The organism is Bradyrhizobium sp. MI1.10 (genome assembly GCF_055811035.1).
The window spans coordinates 13,786-30,187 of record NZ_JBVVPN010000066.1 but is presented as its reverse complement, the minus strand read 5'-3'; the positions used below and the strand labels follow the sequence as shown (position 1 = coordinate 30,187).

Sequence of the window (16,402 nt, the reverse complement as noted above, 5' to 3'; positions counted from 1 at the left end):
GGAGAGGTCGCGCCGAAGGCGCGGGTGAGGGTTCTCTCCTCTGGGGGATTCTCGATTGCGGAGACACCCTCTCCCCAGCCCTCCCCCGCAAGCGGGGGAGGGAGCGCAGCTACATCGTAGTTGCAGTTTGCTCTCACAGCTTTAGCCTTGCTTGCCGGCCTTTACGTGGAAGAATTGGGTTTCCGCAGCAGATAAGTGCCGTGCATCGGGGCGTGGTAATCGGCCGAGACCAGCGTAAAGCCGACGTCGGTCAGCATCCGCTCCATGACCCAACCAAAAGTGGAATACTCGTCGCGCATGTGGGTGACGACGCTTTCACGCGGGACATCGTGGTTCTTGATCTCGAAGTCGGCCCATTGCTCGACGTCGCGCTCGAGCACATCGGGCATCGATGCGTAGACGATGTCGCGCAAATAGAACGTGGCGCCGGGCTTGAGCGCGCGATAGATCCGCGACATCGCCACCGCCTTCCAGAAATCCGGCAGATGGTGCAGCGTGAACTCGCTGACGATCAGGTCATAGGATTCCGGCCGGTAGGCGAAGCTGAGCAGGCCGGCGGACTGCGTGCGCACGGGCGCCTTGCGGTCGCGCGCGTAGATCTCGGCGAGCGCCAGCATCGCGGGCGAGATGTCGATGGCGTCGACCTCGGCGCCCATGAGCGCAGCCTCGGTCGCGAGCACGCCGTTGCCGCAACCGATATCGGCGATGCGCCAGCCGCGCTGGACGCCGAGCATTTTCAGCGCGGCGCGCGCCCGTAGATCAGCATCGTCGTGGCTGTCGTAGATCGACGCCACAGCGGGCCCGATCCCCATCCGGTTCCGCTCGTTGTAATACCAGTCGCGCGCCAGCATGGCTCACATTCCTTCAGGCCCGCGACCAATCGCGGCAACACCGGTGCGCGACACTTCGACGAGGCCAAGCGGACGCATCAGGTCGATAAACTGATTGATTTTCTCGGTATTGCCTGTGATCTCGAACACAAAGCTCTCGGTGGTGGCGTCGATCACGCGGGCGCGGAACGCGTCCGCCAGCCGCAGCGCCTCGACGCGATGCTCGCCCTGTCCGCGCACCTTGACCATTGCGAGCTCGCGCTCGATCGAGCGCTTGGTCAGCGTCATGTCGACGACACGATAGACCGGGATCATGCGGTCGAGCTGATGCTTGATCTGCTCGATCACCATGGGCGTACCGGTGGTGACGATGGTGATGCGCGAGAGATGCTTCTGGCTCTCGGTCTCCGAGACGGTGAGGCTTTCGATGTTGTAGCCACGCCCCGAGAACAGTCCGATGACGCGCGCGAGCACGCCGGGCTCGTTCTGCACGAGCACCGAAAGCGTGTGTGTCTCGTTCGGGTCGTGGCGCTCCTCGATGAAGTAGGCGGATGCGGGCTGGTTCATTGTCGTCCCCTTCATTCTCGTCGTTACGCCGTCGCCCGACGAGCGACCGGCGCATCCGTCCCGACCCAACCGCGGAACAGATCGAAATCGATATTGCCGCCTGACAGCACGAGACCGACGCGCTTGCCCGACAGTCTTGACTTGTCCTGAAGCGCTGCGGCGAGCGCGGCGGCGCCGGCGCCTTCGGCGAGATTATGCGTATCGGTCCAGAGCGCATGGATCGCGAGCGCGATCTCATCGTCCGTCACCTGGACGATACGCGAGGCGCCCTTGAGGATGACCGCGAGCGCTTCCGGATCGGGAATCCGCGTCGCCATGCCGTCCGCGAGCGTGTTGCTGGTCTCGGTCGTCACGACGTGGCCCGCCGCGAACGACAGCGCGTAGGACGGCGCCTCGGTCGACTGCACGCCGACGATCTCGGTCTTCAGGCCGAGCAGATCGCGCGCCATGATGCAGCCGCAGATCCCCGAGCCCTGCCCGATCGGCACATAGAGGACGTCGAGATCGGGAGCGGCCCGGAGCATTTCGAGCGCATAGGTCGCCACGCCCAGCACCAGGTCCGTATGGAACGACGGCACCATGTGCAGTCCGGCGAACTGCGCGTGGCGCCCGGCCTCCTCGCGTGCGGCCTGAAAGTCCTCGCCATGTTCAACGAGCTCTGCGCCAAACGCCTTCATCGCGCGGTTCTTCTCGACCGAATTGCCGCGCGGCACATAGATCACGGCAGGCACGCCATGGCGGCTCGCCGCAAAAGCGAGGCTCTGACCATGATTGCCGCGCGTCGCCGAGATGATGCCCGGAATGTTCGGCCGTTCGCGCTTCAGCCGATCGAGATAGACCAACCCGCCGCGCACCTTGAAGGCGCCTGTCGGCGTGTGATTCTCGTGCTTGACCACGACCTGCGTGCCGAGCCGCTCGGCGAGCAGCGGCCAGGCGTGCGCCGGCGTCGGCGGCACCGCCTGCCCCACGATCGCATGTGCGCGTCCGAGTTCGTTCAGGTCGAACATTTCACCTTCTCATCACTCCATCTCTCGCGACTGTCATCCCCGCGAAGGCGGGGATCCAGTATTCCAGAGGCCCCCGAGAGCGATCGAGAGGCCGCGGCATACTGGATCGCCCGGTCACGCGGGGCGATGACAGCGGAATTTGTGACGATCACGCTCACACAAGCGCCTTTCCGCCGGCGAACGCCTTTGCGGTGGCTTCGTCGTTCGCCTGCTCCGGCAACAGCATCTCGTTGTGCGCCTTGCCGGAGGGGATCATCGGGAAACAATTTTCCAGCGACGCGACGCGGCAGTCGAACAGCACCGGGCGCTTGACCGAGATCATCTCCTGGATGGCGCCGTCGAGATCGCCGGGTTTGTGCACCTGGATGCCGACCCCGCCATAGGCTTCCGCGAGCTTGACAAAGTCCGGCATCGCCTCCGAGTAGGAATGCGACAGGCGGTTGCCATGGAGCAGCTGCTGCCACTGCCGCACCATGCCCATGTACTGGTTGTTCAGGATGAAGATCTTGATCGGCAGCTCGTACTGCACCGCCGTCGACATCTCCTGCATCGTCATCTGCACCGAGGCATCGCCCGCGATGTCGATGACGAGACTGTCGGGATGGGCAACCTGCACGCCGACCGCGGCCGGCAGGCCGTAGCCCATGGTGCCGAGACCGCCCGAGGTCATCCAGCGATGCGGCTCCTCGAAGCCGTAGAACTGCGCGGCCCACATCTGATGCTGGCCGACCTCGGTGGTGATGTAGGTGTCCCTGCCGCGCGTCGCCTCGAACAGGCTCTGGATCGCGTGTTGCGGCAGGATGACGTCGTTGCTCTTCCTGTAATAGAGCGAGTTGCGGGCGCGCCACTGCGCGATCTGCTGCCACCAGGCCTTGATGTCGGGCTTCTTCGCCTCCGCCTTGAACACCTGGAGAATGTCGCCGAGGATGTTGCCGCAGTCGCCGATGATCGGCACGTCGACGCGGATGTTCTTGTTGATCGAGGACGGGTCGATATCGATGTGGATCTTCTTCGAGCCCGGCGAGAACGCATCGACGCGGCCGGTGATGCGGTCGTCGAAGCGCGCGCCGACGCACAGCATGACGTCACAATCATGCATGGTCATGTTGGCTTCGTAGGTGCCGTGCATGCCGAGCATGCCAAGCCAGCTCTTGCCCGACGCGGGATATGCGCCGAGGCCCATCAGCGTGGAGGTGATCGGAAAGCCGGTGACCTCGACCAGCTCGCGCAGCAGCCTGGTGGCCTCGGGACCGGAATTGATCACGCCGCCGCCGCTGTAGATCACGGGGCGCTTGGCGCCTGCGAGCAGCGCCACGGCCTTGCGGATCTGCGTCGCATCGCCCTTCACGCGCGGCGCGTAGGAGCGATGCACGTCGGACTTGCGCGGCGGATGATAGGTGCCGGTCGCGAACTGCACGTCCTTGGGCACGTCGACGAGCACCGGGCCCGGCCGACCCGTGGTCGCAACGTAAAACGCCTCGTGCAGCACCTTTGCGAGATCGTTGACGTCGCGCACCAGCCAGTTGTGTTTGGTGCAGGGGCGCGTGATGCCGACCGTGTCGCATTCCTGGAACGCGTCGTTGCCGATCAGATGCGTCGGCACTTGGCCGGAGATGCAGACCAGCGGGATCGAGTCCATCAGCGCGTCGGTGAGCGGCGTCACCATGTTGGTGGCGCCGGGGCCGGAGGTCACCAGTGCAACGCCCGGCCTGCCGGTCGAACGCGCATAGCCCTCGGCGGCGTGGCCCGCCCCCTGCTCGTGGCGGACCAGGATGTGCTGGACTTCGCTCTGCTGGAAGATCTCGTCGTAGATCGGAAGCACCGCGCCGCCGGGATAGCCGAAAATGTCGGTCACGCCATGATCGATGAGCGCGCGGACGATCATTGCGGCGCCGGTCATCTGGTTCGGATCGTGGCTCTTGTCGCTCATTGGCTTGCTCCGGATGCGCTGTTGTCAGCGGCTTCGTTCGTGTCGGGTTTTCGGAAATAAAAAAGGCCCCGAAGAGGGCCCATGCACACCGCCTGTCATGTGGATGGCAGCTAGCCACCCCCGGCGGTGTGCCTGGGTACGACGGCGATAAGGAGTTTGGTAATAATGTTACGCATGGCGGCGGCTCGGCTTCCCAAAGGTTGCGCGAAACATAGCGGCCGGCGCCCCGATGTCAAGGCAATGCGGCCGTTCCCGCGCGATTTTGGCAGTGTAGCGGTGTTCCCGGGGTTGGGCGAGAGGTAAATTCGGCGACCGAGGCACAAAAGCGTATCAACCGGGGTCCCGGGCCGCGTTCACCGCCGCCGCCAGCCAGCCCCGCCCCCCCTCCGGCTTCACCCAATCGAATTCGGGCAATTGGTGCCGAAACCAGGTGAACTGCCGCTTGGCGTAGTGCCGGGTGTCGGCGCGGCCGATGGTGGCCGCCTGCTCCAGGCTGAGCTCACCACGCAGATGCCGGACCAGGGCCGGCACGCCGTGAGCCTTCATCGCCGGCAGCAGCGGATCGAGGTCTCGGGCGGCGAGACGCTCGACCTCCTCCAGCGCGCCGGCCTCCAACATGACATCAAAGCGGGCGTCGATGCGCGCATAGAGGTCGTCGCGCTCGGGCGCGAGGAACACAGCGCGAAAACTGTCCTTGGGCAAGAGCGGCGGCTGCCCCTCATGGTGCCAGTCCAGCAGCGAACGGCCGGTGGCTTCGACCACTTCGAGCGCGCGCGCAATGCGCGTGCGGTCACGCAGGTTCAATCGCTCGGCCGCCCTGGGATCGGCGGCTGCGAGTTCCGCGTGCATCGCCTCAACGCCGTTCCGCTCCAGCCGCGCCCGGACGTCCTCGCGCACCTCGGCGGGGATTGGCGGCACCACGGAAAGGCCCGCCGTCAGCGCCTTGAAATACAGCCCGGTGCCGCCGATGAAGATCGGCAGGCGGCCTTCGGCTTGCGCCTCTTCAAGCGCCCTCGCCGCGTCACTCACCCAGGCTCCGGCCGAAAAATTCACGGCCGCATCGACATGGCCGTACAGGCGATGAGGCACCTGCGCCTCGTCGCCTAGGGTGGGGCGCGCGGTGATGATGCGGAGGTCGCGGTAGACCTGCATGGAATCGGCATTGATCACGACCCCGTTCGCAGCGAGCGCAAGCTCGATCGCGAGCGCCGACTTGCCGCTGGCGGTCGGGCCTGCGATAAGCACGGCCTTGCCAACATGCCCTCTGCCGACTTGCCCCTCGCTCACGAAAACCTCAAATGTCCCTCGTTGCCACGCTGATCTGCAACCCGAATAACCCCGCGCTCGACTCGACCATCGTCGACGGAGCCCGCGCCGTGCTGCCTCAGGCAGCTCCCGCGCACTGGCTGTTCGACGGGGTGGCAGTCGACATCCCCTTCGGCGCCGACAGTAACCTCGAAGGCGACCGTCACGCCATCGAACAGCGGCTCCGCGAGCTTCGCGGCGACCTACCGATTGATATCGTGGTGCAACCAGTCGGCTTCCGGCGCAAGAAGCTTTTTCTCGCCGACATGGATTCCACCATGATCGGCCAGGAATGCATCGACGAGCTCGCCGATTGCGTCGGGGTGAAGGCCCATGTGGCAGCCATCACCGAGCGTGCGATGCGCGGCGAGGTCGAGTTCGAGCCGGCGCTGCGCGAGCGCGTCGCGCTGCTCAAAGACCTCCCCGCCAGTGCCGTCGACGAGGTGCTGGCCAAGCGCATTACGCTGACGCCGGGTGGCCGCGAATTGGTCGCGACCATGCGCGCCCATGGCGCCTATGCCTGTCTCGTCTCCGGCGGCTTCACACTGTTCACCAGTGCGGTCGCCACCAGGATCGGTTTCCAGGAGAACCGCGCCAACGAGCTCGTCGTCCGCGACGGCAAGTTCACCGGCGAGGTGAAGGAGCCGATTTTGGGGCGCGCGGCAAAGCTCGCGACGCTGGTGGATCTGATGGAGTCGTTCGATCTCGACGACGTCGACTCGCTGGCGGTCGGCGACGGCGCCAATGATCTCGCGATGATCCAGGCGGCTGGGCTGGGCGTGGCGTATCATGCCAAGCCTGCGGTGGCCGCGGCTGCGGCAGCCCGGATCGATCATGGCGATCTCACCGCGCTGCTGTATGCCCAGGGGTATCGACGCGAGGAGTTCGTGGAGGCGTAGCCTCCTCTCCGCTGTCATCACCCGCGAAAGCGGGTGATCCAGTATTCCAGAGACAGGGCGAGGATACGGAAAAGCCGCGGCGTACTGGATGCCCCGCTTTCGCGGAGCATGACAGTGAATGTGTGGCGACTCGTGCCCCTTACTGCACGCTCAACGCCACGAAGCGCAGCTCGCCGTCGGCGTTCGACACCAGCAGCAGCACCGACTTCTTGCCGTCCTTCTTGAGCTGGTCGACCCGCTTCTGGATGTCGGCGCCGCTGGAGACGCCCTCCTGCGCCACCTCGACGATGACGTCGCCGGCGGAGAGGCGCTTCTCGGCGGCGTCCGAATTGGCGTCGACATTGGTGACGACCACACCCTTGACGCTGTCCTTGATCTTGTAGCGCGCACGCAGGTCCTTGCTCAGCGCCGCGAGATCGAGGCCGAGCGCCTTCTGCGTCACGGTCTTTTCAGGCGGAGGCTCGTCGGTCTTCACTGCGGCCTGCACCTTGTCGGGATCCTGCAACCTGCCGAGCGTGACCTTCTTGGTCTCCTCCTGACTCTTGCGGATGATGACGACGTCGACCTCCTTGCCGACCGCCGTGTCGGCGACCACGCGAGACAGATCCTTCGGGTCCTTGACGTCCTTGCCGTCAAACTTGACGACGACGTCGCCGGGCTCGATGCCGGCCGGCTTGGCCGGGCCCTTGTCGTCGACGCCGGCAACCAGCGCGCCGCGCGGCGGCTTGATGTTGAGGCTCTCGGCGATCTCGTCGGTAACGCTCTGGATGCGCACGCCCAGCCAGCCGCGGCGCAACTCGCCGAACTGGCGGAGCTGGTCGACGACACCCGCGACCGTCTTCGACGGTACGGCGAAGCCGATGCCGATCGAGCCGCCGGAGGGCGAGATGATCAATGTGTTGACGCCGATGACGTCGCCATCGAGGTTGAACAGCGGACCGCCGGAATTGCCGCGGTTGATGGAGGCGTCGGTCTGAATGTAGCTGTCGTACGGACCTGACGAGATGTCACGGTTCTTCGCCGAAACAATACCGGCCGTCACGGTGCCGCCGAGGCTGAAAGGATTGCCGATCGCGACGACCCAGTCGCCGAGGCGCAGCTTGTCGGAATCGCCGAACTTCACCGACACCAGCGGCTTCGGCGGCTTGAACTTCAGCACGGCGAGGTCGGTCTTCTTGTCGACGCCGACCAGGTCGGCCTTGATCTTGGTCCCGTCGTTGAGGATGACGTTGATCTCGTCGGCGTCCGCGATGACGTGGTTGTTGGTGACAACGACCCCTGACGTGTCGATAATGAAGCCGCTTCCGAGCGAGTTGGTCTTGCGCGGCGCCGGGCTATTCTCTCCGCCCTTGCTGCCGCCGCCGGGACCCTTGCGATTCTTGAAGAAGTCGTCGAAGAACTCCTCGAAGGGCGAGCCGGGCGGCAGTTGCGGCATGGCATTGCCGCCGCCGCCCTTGGCTTCGACGGTTTGCGAGGTCGAGATGTTGACGACCGCGTCGATCACCTTCTCGGCGACGTCGGCGATGCCGTCCGGTCCGCGCGCAGAGGCCGGTGTGCCGAATGCGCTGAAAGCGCCAACGGCGAGCGCGGCCAGCCCTAAGCGCAAACGGGTCGGGGCAATGGTGGCAGCGGTCATTGTGATCTCCAGGAAGCAAGGATTCGGCGTCAAGACTGCGCTCGAACGGGGGGACGGCGCAAGCGCGGACCTTAACGGGCCTCAAGACCCGGACAATAAGGCGAAAACCGGTCCCTCGCCTTCACTTTGGCGTTGGTGCGACGGCTAAATTGGCCGTCGCATAACCCAGATCAGGACCAAGCCGGCCACGGCCGAACCAATGCCGACCGCTCGCAGGACATTGTCCGGTGTGGCCATCGCGCTTTTCATGGCCTTGCGCATCCAGGCCGGGCTTGCCGCGAACATCAAGCCTTCCAGCACGAACAGGATGCCCAAACCGATGAGGAAGTCGGTGAACGCAATGGACCTCATCGGATTGGAACCTCCCGTTGTGCTGTTCTTGTCTGGACGAGGGGCGGCCAGACCTGAGGCCCGACTTGCCGCCCTTGTCTCACTTACGGCTTCGCTGGCGTCGTGGTCGCCGTCTTGCCGGACGGGTTACCAAAGAACCGGAAGAAATCCGAGTCCGGGCGCAGCAGGAAGCGGGTGTCGTTCGCGCGCAGCCCGTTCTCATAGGCCGTCATCGAGCGGTAGAAGGAGAAGAAATCCGCATCCTTGCCGTAGGCTTCGGCGAACAGACGGTTGCGCTCGGCATCGCCGACGCCGCGCGTCTGCTCGGCCAGCGACCTTGCATCCGCCTCGATCACGGTCGCCTCGCGGTCGGCCTTGGAGCGGATCTCCTGTGCCTTCTGGCCGCCCTGCGCGCGGAACTCGGCGGCTTCGCGCTCGCGTTCCGTCTTCATGCGCTGATAGACCGCCTGGCTGTTCTGCTCGGGCAGATCGGCACGGCGGATCCGGACGTCGACGACCTGGATGCCGTAGCCGTCGGCCTCATGATCGAGCTGATCGCGGATGCGCTGCATCAGCTTCTCGCGGTCGTCCCGGACCACGTTGATGAAGGTCACCTCGCCGAGAACGCGGCGCAGCGCCGCGTTCAAGAGCGTGGTGAGCTGGATGTTGGCGGCCTGGATCGAGCCGATGCTCTGATAGAAGCGGAGCGCGTCCTTGATGCGGTAACGCGCAAAGGCGTCGACCACGAGCCGCTTCTGGTCGGACGCGATCGCTTCCTGCGACGGGTTCTCCAGATCGAGGATGCGCTTGTCGATGTTGATCACCGAATTCCACGGTGCCTTGAAGTGCAGGCCGGGATCGGTGACGACGTCGACGGGCTTGCCGAATTGCAGCACGATGGTCTGCTCGGTCTGCGCCACCGTGAACAGGGACATGTAGCCCACGATCACGACGAGCAGGAGGCCGAGCAGCGTGACAATGCCTGTGACCGGAGATCTCATCGGTTGCCTCCGGTCGTCTGCTGGCCGGTTGCAGGCGGCCGCTTGGCCGTCAATTCGCTGAGCGGCAGATAAGGCACGACGCCCTGGCCCGACTGGCCGCCGTCATAGATGAGCTTTTCCGAGCCGCCGAGCACGCGCTCCATCGTCTCCAGATAAATCCGTTCACGCGTCACGTCGGGCGCCTTCTTGTATTCCTCGTAAACCTTCAGGAAGCGCGAGCTCTGGCCCTTGGCCTCGGCGACCGTCTGCTCCCTGTAGCCTTCGGCGGCCTGCATGATCTGCGCCGCACGTCCGCGTGCCTGCGGCACGACCTGGTTGGCGTAGGTCTGCGCCTCGTTCTGCAGCTGCTCGAGGTTGGCGCGCGCCGCCTGGACGTCGCGGAAGGCGTCGATCACCTGCGCCGGCGGGTCGACCTTCTGCATCTGCACCTGGCTGATCTGAATGCCGGCGCCGTAGCTGTCCAGGGTCTTCTGGATCAGTTCCTGCACGCCCTGTTCGGTGACGTTGCGCGCGCCGGTCAGGATTGGCTGGATCTGCGAGCGGCCGATCACCTCGCGCATCGCGCTCTCGGCGACCGCCTTTACGGTGCCTTCGGGATTCTGGATGTTGAAGAGGAAATCGCCGACGCCGTTGGGCTTGATGCGCCAGAGCACGGTGAAGTCGACGTCGACGATGTTCTCGTCGCCGGTCAGCATCAGGCTCTCTTCCGGCACGTCACGAATGGAGCGGCCGCGCCGCGCCGGATCGTCGATCAGCGTCATGCCGATGGAAATGGTGGAAACGCGCAATGCCTTTGGCAGCAGCACGGTCTCGATCGGATACGGCAGGTGATAGTTCAGGCCGGGCTCCACGGTGCGGACATGCTTGCCGAAGCGCAGCACGACGCCGAGCTCTTCGGACTGCACCCGGAAGAAGCCCGATAGCAGCCAGAACGCGACGATGAGCAGCACGATCAGCGTGATGCCGATGCCGGAGAAATAGCCGCCCGGCATGATCTGCTGGAGGCGATCCTGGCCGCGCCGCAGAAGATCTTCCAGATCCGGCGGCCTTGGCCCGACCGGTTGCGGGCCGTTGCCCCATGGTCCCTTCGGACCCGAGCCCCATGGGCCACCGCCCTGATTCTTCCACGGCATTCGACGCTCTCCTCGGCAGGGTGAAATTGCCCCCGCCCGCTTTGTCCGGTCCGGCTTTATAGGGGACAGGCAGGTCCCTTACAACGCAGCCCTCGCCGCCCTCCGAGCTAAGCTTGGGGGCAGAAAAGTCAATGTTAACATTGGCAAATGCGGTTAATGGCCCGCCCGCCGACGATATGTCACATAGGAGTAGTCGGCGCTGTCGTGGGGTCCGGCAGGATGACGGATGCGCTCAACCTCATCCCACTCGGCCCTGTCGATGTCGAAATGCGTGTCGCCCTCGGGGCGGGCATGCACTTCGGTGATTTCGAGGCGATCGGCGCGATCGAGCCATTGCCGATAGATTTCGGCACCGCCAATCACGGCGATCTCGGTGACCGAACGCCGCAGGGCATCGCCGCGCGCGATGGCGTCTGCCTCGGCAGTCGATGTCGTGACGATGGCGCCGGTGGCGCGATAGTTCGCATCGCGCGTGACCACGATATTGGTGCGGCCCGGAAGCGGCCGGGGCAGGGATTCGAAGGTCCTGCGGCCCATGATCACGGGCTTGCCGATCGTGAGCGCCTTGAAGCGCGCCATGTCGGATTTCATTCGCCACGGCATCGCGTTGCGGGCGCCGATGACGCCGTTCTCCGCGATCGCGACGACGAAGACGATCTCCATCAGCTCGCGCTCCCGGCAAGCCGTGTCAGCGCCGGACCGGTGACGCGGCACAGCGTCCAGTCCTCCAGCATGATGGCACCGAGCGACTTGTAGAACGCGATCGACGGCGCGTTCCAGTCGAGCACCGCCCATTGCAGCCGCGACCAGCCGTTCTCGACGCATTCCCTGGCAAGGTGCACGAGCAGAGCCTTGCCGAGGCCCCTGCCCCGGTGTGACGGCCGCACATACAAATCTTCGAGATAGATGCCGTGGCGGCCGCTGAACGTCGAGAAATTCGCAAACCACACCGCGAAGCCGACCGGCTCGCCGTTCCACTCGGCGAAGGCGCAATGGACTTGCTGTCGCTCGCCGAACAGTGCGTCGGCGATGTCAGCCTCGGTCGCCTCGACCTCGTGCGAAAGCTTTTCGTACGCGGCGAGCTCGCGGATAAAAGCGAGAATAAGCCCGGCCTCGCCCGGGCGCGCGCGGCGGATATTGAGCGACATCGGCGTCAGACCGCGACCGCGGCCTTGATGTGCGGATGCGGGTCGTAGCCGACGAGCTCAAAGTCCTCGTAACAGAAGGAGAAGATATCCTTCACCTCGGGATTGATCCGCATCACCGGCAGCGCGCGCGGCGCGCGCGTGAGCTGGAGCTTCGCCTGCTCCAGATGGTTGGAATAGAGATGAGTGTCACCGAATGAGTGCACGAAGTCGCCGGCCTTCAGGCCCGTGACCTGCGCCACCATTAGGGTGAGCAGCGCATAGGAGGCGATGTTGAAGGGCACGCCGAGGAACACGTCGGCCGAGCGCTGATAGAGCTGGCACGACAGCTTGCCGTTGGCGACGTAGAACTGGAACAGGCAGTGGCACGGCGGCAGCGCCATCTTGTCGACCTCGGCCGGATTCCAGGCCGAGACGATCAGGCGGCGCGAGTCCGGATTGCGCTTGATCATGTCGATCACGTTCGCGATCTGATCGATGCTGCGTCCGTCCGGCGCGGGCCAGGAGCGCCACTGATGGCCGTAGACGGGGCCGAGATCGCCATTGGCGTCGGCCCACTCGTCCCAGATGGTGACACCGTTGTCGCGCAGATATTTGATGTTGGTATCGCCCTTCAGGAACCACAATAGCTCATGCACGATCGCCTTCAGCGGCAGGCGCTTGGTGGTCAGCATCGGAAAACCGGCAGACAGGTTGAAGCGCATCTGATGGCCGAACACCGACAGCGTGCCGGTGCCGGTCCGGTCGGTCTTTTCGGCGCCGTCTGAAAGAATCCGCTCGAGCAGGTCCTGATACTGGTGCATGTGCGTGAGCCTTTGGGGAGGCGGCGAATTTAGCGGCCGCCCCCGCGCTGCGACAGCGGCGATTCGCCATCGATACGCATTATACCCGGAAAAGTGAGCGTTCCCGGTGCAAACGACAAGGGGCGGAACTCAGCATTCCGCCCCTCGTCTATCAGATTGATCCTGCTGGCCAACTTGCCGGCTGGGTTCGAGGCACGACGCGCCAACGCAGGCGCGGCGCCCTTAGTTTTCGGATTCCGTGAATACCTCGTCGCGCTTGGCACGCAACGCGGGCAGCACCGTGAGCACCAGGAGGAAAGCGGCGATCGCGAGCAGCACGGCCGACAGCGGACGCGTCAGGAACACGCTCCAGTCGCCGCGCGAGATCAGCAGCGCGCGGCGCAGGTTCTCTTCCATCAGCGGTCCGAGCACCATGCCGAGCAGCAGCGGCGCCGGCTCGAAATCGTGCTTGATCAGCCAGTAGCCGACCAGACCGAACACGCCTGCGAGGATGACGTCGACCGGCGCGTTATTCACCGAGTAGATGCCGATCGCGCAGAAGATCACGATCGAGGGGAACATCAGCCGGTAGGGAACGCGCAACAGCCGCACCCAGATTCCAACCAGCGGCAGGTTGATGATGATCAGCATCAGATTGCCGATCCACATCGAGGCGATCATGCCCCAGACCAGCTCCGGCTGCTTCTGCATCACTTGCGGACCCGGTACGATGCCGTGGATGGTCATCGCGCCCACCATCAGCGCCATCACGGCGTTGGGCGGGATGCCGAGTGTCAGCAGCGGGATGAAAGAGGTCTGCGCCGCGGCATTGTTGGCGCTTTCCGGCGCCGCCACGCCCTCGATCGCACCGCGGCCGAACCGCGACGGGTTCTTGGCGATCTTCTTCTCGAGCGTGTAGGACGCAAAGGATGCGATGACGGCGCCGCCGCCCGGCAGGATGCCGAGGATCGAGCCGAGCACGGTGCCGCGCAGGATCGCAGGTGCCGAGTCGATCAGGTCCTTCCTGGTCGGCATCAGGCCGGTGATCTTCTGCTGCACGAGGTCGCGGTTCATCTCGGCGCCGGCGTCGAGGTTGCGGATGATCTCGGCGAAGCCAAACACGCCCATCGCCACCGTCGCAAAGCCGAGACCATCGGCAAGCTCCGGAATGTTGAACGCCATGCGCGAGGCGCCGGTCTCGATGTCAGAGCCGACCATCGACAGCATCAGGCCGAACACGATCATCGCGATCGCCTTCAGCACCGAGCCCTTGGCCAGCACCACCGCGAAGATCAGCCCCAGCACCATCAGCGAGAAATATTCGGCCGGGCCGAACGCCAGCGCGAGCTTGGTCAGCGGCGCACCGAGAACGGCAATGAGCACGGTCGCGACGCAGCCGGCGAAGAACGAGCCGATCGCCGCGATCGCCAGCGCCGGGCCGGCACGGCCTTGCTTTGCCATCTGATGGCCATCGATGGCGGTGACGACCGACGTCGCCTCACCGGGAATATTGACCAGGATCGAGGTGGTCGAGCCGCCGTACTGGGCGCCGTAATAGATGCCGGCGAGCATGATCAGCGCGCCGACCGGCGGCAATCCGAACGTGATCGGCAGGAGCATCGCCACGGTTGCGACGGTGCCGATACCGGGCAGCACGCCGACCAGCGTGCCGACCAATGCGCCAATCAGGCACATGAGAATGTTGATCGAGATCGGCAGCGACAGACCGTAGAGCCACCAGGGTGACCACCAGGAGATCTGAAACACCACACCGAAACCGAGGCCCAGATTGTGGAAGAGATCGAACATCACACCCTCACTGAACCAGGAAGCGCGGGAACATCGGCATCGGCAGCCCGAGCACGTAGGGGAAAAGCAGCGCGCAGCCGAGCGTCAGGCAGGCGCCGACGATGATCGCTTCGAGCCAGCGCGTTTCATGCGTGCCCATCGCCGCGATCAGGAAGCTTGCGAATGCCGTAACCACCACCCCAAGCGGACGAATCGCCAGCGCGAAGAAGACGATCGAGATCATCACAAAGAGCGGCCCACGCCAGGCATAGTGCGCCATGCCCGGCCCGTCGGTCAGCAGTCCCGTCAACGCGATGCCGGCGCCAAGTGCGACGAGCAGCCCGCCAAACATCCGCGGCGCCGTGCCGGCGCCGAAGGAGAAGCCGCGCATCCCCTGCAAATCGCTGGAGGCCCACAGTGCGAACAAGGCGAGCGCCATCAACACGATCCCGCCGACATAGTCCTGCGCCGACCTGATCGTCATGAAGAACGTGAGAATCGCCACCGCAAAGATCGGATAGGAATAGATCAGCGCCAGCAGCACATCGGAGGACGCCTTCTTGGTGTCACCGCCGACCGCCCCGAGCAACGCGCCGGGCGCACCCGCGAGCAGCGCCGTAGCGTGGCTGGTCACCACGGCAGCCGGGCCGCGTCCGGCGCCCCAGCCAAAGATCGTCCCGAACGACCAGATGAATTCGAAAATCTGCGGCGCTATGGCCAGCAGACAAAAGCTGATCACCACCGAGGTGTTTCGGTTGGCTGTCGCCGAGTGGCCCATCGTATCGGCCATGCATGTCTCCTCCGCGACCCGTAAGCCACGAGCACTGTTGTTCTAATCGGCTGGAAATCGATGCCCCCGCCCGGATCCCTGCCTAGCCATTTTCATTACACAATGCCAGCAAAACCCAACAAGCCCCCGACCAGCAAAATCCATAGTGGATTGATGCGCGAGACGGATGCGACCACTGCAACCGTCGCGGTCAGAAGCAGCGCAGCAAGCGTGCGATCGGTCGACTCGGCGAGGATCAGGGCGCTCGCCGCCATCAAGCCGATCGAGAGCGGAACCAGTGCAGCCTGGATCAGCCCGGGCCAGCGCGATTGGCTCGGCCGATTGAGGAGCCGGCTGACATAATAGGCAAGCAGCGCGGTGGGCAGGCACATGGCCAAGGTCGCCGCCAGGGCGCCGGGGATGCCGGCGACGGCATAGCCGATTAACGTGACGATAAGGACGTTCGGACCTGGTGAGAGCTGCGCGATCGCATAGGCGTCGGCGAACTGCTTGTCGGTCATCCAGTGATGCACCTCGACCGCGATGCGGTGCATCTCGGGCACGGCCGCCGCGGCACCGCCGACCGCGAACAGCGACATCAGACCGAAGGTCGAGATCAGCGCCCAGATCGGGTTCTCCGCGTTCATGCTGCTACCTTCCGCCGCATCAGGAAAATGGCGCCGACGCTGACGGGGATCGCAACCAAAAGCACAGCCTGGAGCGGCAGGCGAAGGACGCCGATGGCGAGGAATACGCCTAGCATCAGGATGAGCGCGACGACGTCCAGCCGCTTGAGCAGCGGCGTCATCATCCGGAAGACCACCGCGATCAAGAGGCCGACGGCCGCACAGGAGATGCCCGCGAGGCTGCGGCGCAGCACGTCCACATCGCCGAACCGGGCGTAGATGATCGCGAGCACCGTCATGATCAGCGTGGGCGGGAGCAACAGCCCTGCAAAGGCGGCAATGCCGCCGGCGATTCCGCGCAGCCGCGCGCCGAACACCATCGACAGATTGACGATGTTGGGCCCGGGCAGGAAATGGCAGAGCGCAAACGTCTCGTTGAACTCGTCCGCCGTCATCCAGCGGTGCTGCTCGACGATGGCCTGCCGGGCGAATACCAAAACCCCTCCGAAACCTGCCAGCGACATCCGGGCGAAGGCGAGGAACAGCGCGAGCAAGCCCGGCGGAACGGCGCTGGTGGCCAGACCGTCCGGCTCTTGAACTGGTTGTTGGGCGGCCGGTGCGGAATCCTCGGACATGTCAGGAGCTTAGAACGCC

General features: G+C 64.8%; 17 protein-coding genes. 1 reads left to right on the top strand and 16 read right to left on the bottom strand.

What is annotated here, in order from left to right; genetic code table 11:
- Positions 1 to 161: 161 nt before the first annotated feature.
- The 5 genes from AC0L3K_RS37195 to miaA form a co-directional block, all read right to left on the bottom strand.
- Complete coding sequence (locus AC0L3K_RS37195; RefSeq protein ID WP_007600988.1) at positions 162 to 851, bottom strand: class I SAM-dependent methyltransferase; 690 nt, start codon at positions 849 to 851, stop codon at positions 162 to 164.
- A 3-nt stretch (positions 852 to 854) separates the two neighbouring features.
- Positions 855 to 1,397, bottom strand: coding sequence for an acetolactate synthase small subunit (ilvN, locus tag AC0L3K_RS37190; protein WP_007600986.1), 543 nt, complete (start codon positions 1,395 to 1,397; stop codon positions 855 to 857).
- Between the two features lie 23 nt (positions 1,398 to 1,420).
- Complete coding sequence (locus AC0L3K_RS37185) at positions 1,421 to 2,404, bottom strand: threonine dehydratase (RefSeq protein WP_007600984.1); 984 nt, start codon at positions 2,402 to 2,404, stop codon at positions 1,421 to 1,423.
- 154 nt (positions 2,405 to 2,558) lie between these two features.
- Positions 2,559 to 4,334 (bottom strand): acetolactate synthase 3 large subunit, encoded by a 1,776-nt coding sequence (locus AC0L3K_RS37180; protein ID WP_007600983.1) that lies wholly within the window; start codon positions 4,332 to 4,334, stop codon positions 2,559 to 2,561.
- A gap of 330 nt (positions 4,335 to 4,664) precedes the next feature.
- A complete protein-coding gene (gene miaA, locus AC0L3K_RS37175; RefSeq protein ID WP_473367935.1) occupies positions 4,665 to 5,621 on the bottom strand; it encodes a tRNA (adenosine(37)-N6)-dimethylallyltransferase MiaA in 957 nt (318 codons plus the stop codon).
- 11 nt (positions 5,622 to 5,632) lie between these two features.
- Here miaA and serB point away from each other — a divergent pair, with 11 nt between their 5' ends.
- Complete coding sequence (gene serB / locus AC0L3K_RS37170) at positions 5,633 to 6,538, top strand: phosphoserine phosphatase SerB (RefSeq protein ID WP_007600981.1); 906 nt, start codon at positions 5,633 to 5,635, stop codon at positions 6,536 to 6,538.
- Between the two features lie 139 nt (positions 6,539 to 6,677).
- On the opposite strand, the gene AC0L3K_RS37165 is transcribed toward serB, so the two are convergent.
- The 11 genes from AC0L3K_RS37165 to AC0L3K_RS37115 all read right to left on the bottom strand — a co-directional run bounded on the left by AC0L3K_RS37165 (position 6,678) and on the right by AC0L3K_RS37115 (position 16,383).
- Positions 6,678 to 8,174 carry a Do family serine endopeptidase gene (locus AC0L3K_RS37165; RefSeq protein ID WP_007600980.1) on the bottom strand — a complete coding sequence of 499 codons (1,497 nt, stop codon included), beginning with the start codon at positions 8,172 to 8,174 and terminating at the stop codon, positions 6,678 to 6,680.
- A gap of 144 nt (positions 8,175 to 8,318) precedes the next feature.
- The gene (locus tag AC0L3K_RS37160; RefSeq protein WP_007600979.1) at positions 8,319 to 8,525 is read right to left on the bottom strand and encodes a DUF2065 domain-containing protein; all 207 of its coding nucleotides are present in this window, start codon (positions 8,523 to 8,525) and stop codon (positions 8,319 to 8,321) included.
- An 83-nt stretch (positions 8,526 to 8,608) separates the two neighbouring features.
- Positions 8,609 to 9,505, bottom strand: a complete 897-nt coding sequence (hflC, locus tag AC0L3K_RS37155) for a protease modulator HflC (protein WP_007600978.1) — start codon at positions 9,503 to 9,505, stop codon at positions 8,609 to 8,611.
- Positions 9,502 to 10,638, bottom strand: coding sequence for an FtsH protease activity modulator HflK (gene hflK / locus AC0L3K_RS37150; RefSeq protein ID WP_007600977.1), 1,137 nt, complete (start codon positions 10,636 to 10,638; stop codon positions 9,502 to 9,504). Before hflK ends, hflC begins: the two co-directional genes overlap by 4 nt.
- Positions 10,639 to 10,791: 153 nt before the next feature.
- Positions 10,792 to 11,301 carry a dihydrofolate reductase gene (locus AC0L3K_RS37145; protein ID WP_007600976.1) on the bottom strand — a complete coding sequence of 170 codons (510 nt, stop codon included), beginning with the start codon at positions 11,299 to 11,301 and terminating at the stop codon, positions 10,792 to 10,794.
- On the bottom strand, positions 11,301 to 11,786 hold the full coding sequence (locus AC0L3K_RS37140) for a GNAT family N-acetyltransferase (protein WP_473367934.1): 486 nt from the start codon (positions 11,784 to 11,786) through the stop codon (positions 11,301 to 11,303). The genes AC0L3K_RS37145 and AC0L3K_RS37140 overlap by 1 nt, the downstream gene beginning before the upstream one ends.
- A gap of 5 nt (positions 11,787 to 11,791) precedes the next feature.
- Entirely contained in the window at positions 11,792 to 12,586 is a 795-nt protein-coding gene (locus tag AC0L3K_RS37135) for a thymidylate synthase (RefSeq protein ID WP_007600974.1), read from the bottom strand.
- A 222-nt stretch (positions 12,587 to 12,808) separates the two neighbouring features.
- Positions 12,809 to 14,374 (bottom strand): tripartite tricarboxylate transporter permease, encoded by a 1,566-nt coding sequence (locus AC0L3K_RS37130; protein WP_007600973.1) that lies wholly within the window; start codon positions 14,372 to 14,374, stop codon positions 12,809 to 12,811.
- Between the two features lie 7 nt (positions 14,375 to 14,381).
- Entirely contained in the window at positions 14,382 to 15,143 is a 762-nt protein-coding gene (locus AC0L3K_RS37125; RefSeq protein ID WP_007600972.1) for a tripartite tricarboxylate transporter TctB family protein, read from the bottom strand.
- A 95-nt stretch (positions 15,144 to 15,238) separates the two neighbouring features.
- Positions 15,239 to 15,769 (bottom strand): chromate transporter, encoded by a 531-nt coding sequence (locus AC0L3K_RS37120; protein ID WP_007600971.1) that lies wholly within the window; start codon positions 15,767 to 15,769, stop codon positions 15,239 to 15,241.
- Complete coding sequence (locus AC0L3K_RS37115) at positions 15,766 to 16,383, bottom strand: chromate transporter (RefSeq protein ID WP_007600970.1); 618 nt, start codon at positions 16,381 to 16,383, stop codon at positions 15,766 to 15,768. Before AC0L3K_RS37115 ends, AC0L3K_RS37120 begins: the two co-directional genes overlap by 4 nt.
- Between the last annotated feature and the right edge of the window lie 19 nt (positions 16,384 to 16,402).

Bases quoted from the DNA above. Each gene is read 5' to 3' on its own strand.
- hflC (WP_007600978.1), bottom strand. From the start codon at position 9,505: ATGAGATCTCCGGTCACAGGCATTGTCACGCTGCTCGGCCTCCTGCTC.
- AC0L3K_RS37160 (WP_007600979.1), bottom strand. From the start codon at position 8,525: ATGAGGTCCATTGCGTTCACCGACTTCCTCATCGGTTTGGGCATCCTG.
- serB (WP_007600981.1), top strand. From the start codon at position 5,633: ATGTCCCTCGTTGCCACGCTGATCTGCAACCCGAATAACCCCGCGCTC.
- AC0L3K_RS37120 (WP_007600971.1), bottom strand. From the start codon at position 15,769: ATGAACGCGGAGAACCCGATCTGGGCGCTGATCTCGACCTTCGGTCTG.
- AC0L3K_RS37135 (WP_007600974.1), bottom strand. From the start codon at position 12,586: ATGCACCAGTATCAGGACCTGCTCGAGCGGATTCTTTCAGACGGCGCC.
- AC0L3K_RS37125 (WP_007600972.1), bottom strand. From the start codon at position 15,143: ATGGCCGATACGATGGGCCACTCGGCGACAGCCAACCGAAACACCTCG.
- AC0L3K_RS37165 (WP_007600980.1), bottom strand. From the start codon at position 8,174: ATGACCGCTGCCACCATTGCCCCGACCCGTTTGCGCTTAGGGCTGGCC.
- hflK (WP_007600977.1), bottom strand. From the start codon at position 10,638: ATGCCGTGGAAGAATCAGGGCGGTGGCCCATGGGGCTCGGGTCCGAAG.
- AC0L3K_RS37180 (WP_007600983.1), bottom strand. From the start codon at position 4,334: ATGAGCGACAAGAGCCACGATCCGAACCAGATGACCGGCGCCGCAATG.
- AC0L3K_RS37185 (WP_007600984.1), bottom strand. From the start codon at position 2,404: ATGTTCGACCTGAACGAACTCGGACGCGCACATGCGATCGTGGGGCAG.
- AC0L3K_RS37130 (WP_007600973.1), bottom strand. From the start codon at position 14,374: ATGTTCGATCTCTTCCACAATCTGGGCCTCGGTTTCGGTGTGGTGTTT.
- AC0L3K_RS37195 (WP_007600988.1), bottom strand. From the start codon at position 851: ATGCTGGCGCGCGACTGGTATTACAACGAGCGGAACCGGATGGGGATC.
- ilvN (WP_007600986.1), bottom strand. From the start codon at position 1,397: ATGAACCAGCCCGCATCCGCCTACTTCATCGAGGAGCGCCACGACCCG.
- AC0L3K_RS37115 (WP_007600970.1), bottom strand. From the start codon at position 16,383: ATGTCCGAGGATTCCGCACCGGCCGCCCAACAACCAGTTCAAGAGCCG.
- AC0L3K_RS37145 (WP_007600976.1), bottom strand. From the start codon at position 11,301: ATGGAGATCGTCTTCGTCGTCGCGATCGCGGAGAACGGCGTCATCGGC.
- AC0L3K_RS37140 (WP_473367934.1), bottom strand. From the start codon at position 11,786: ATGTCGCTCAATATCCGCCGCGCGCGCCCGGGCGAGGCCGGGCTTATT.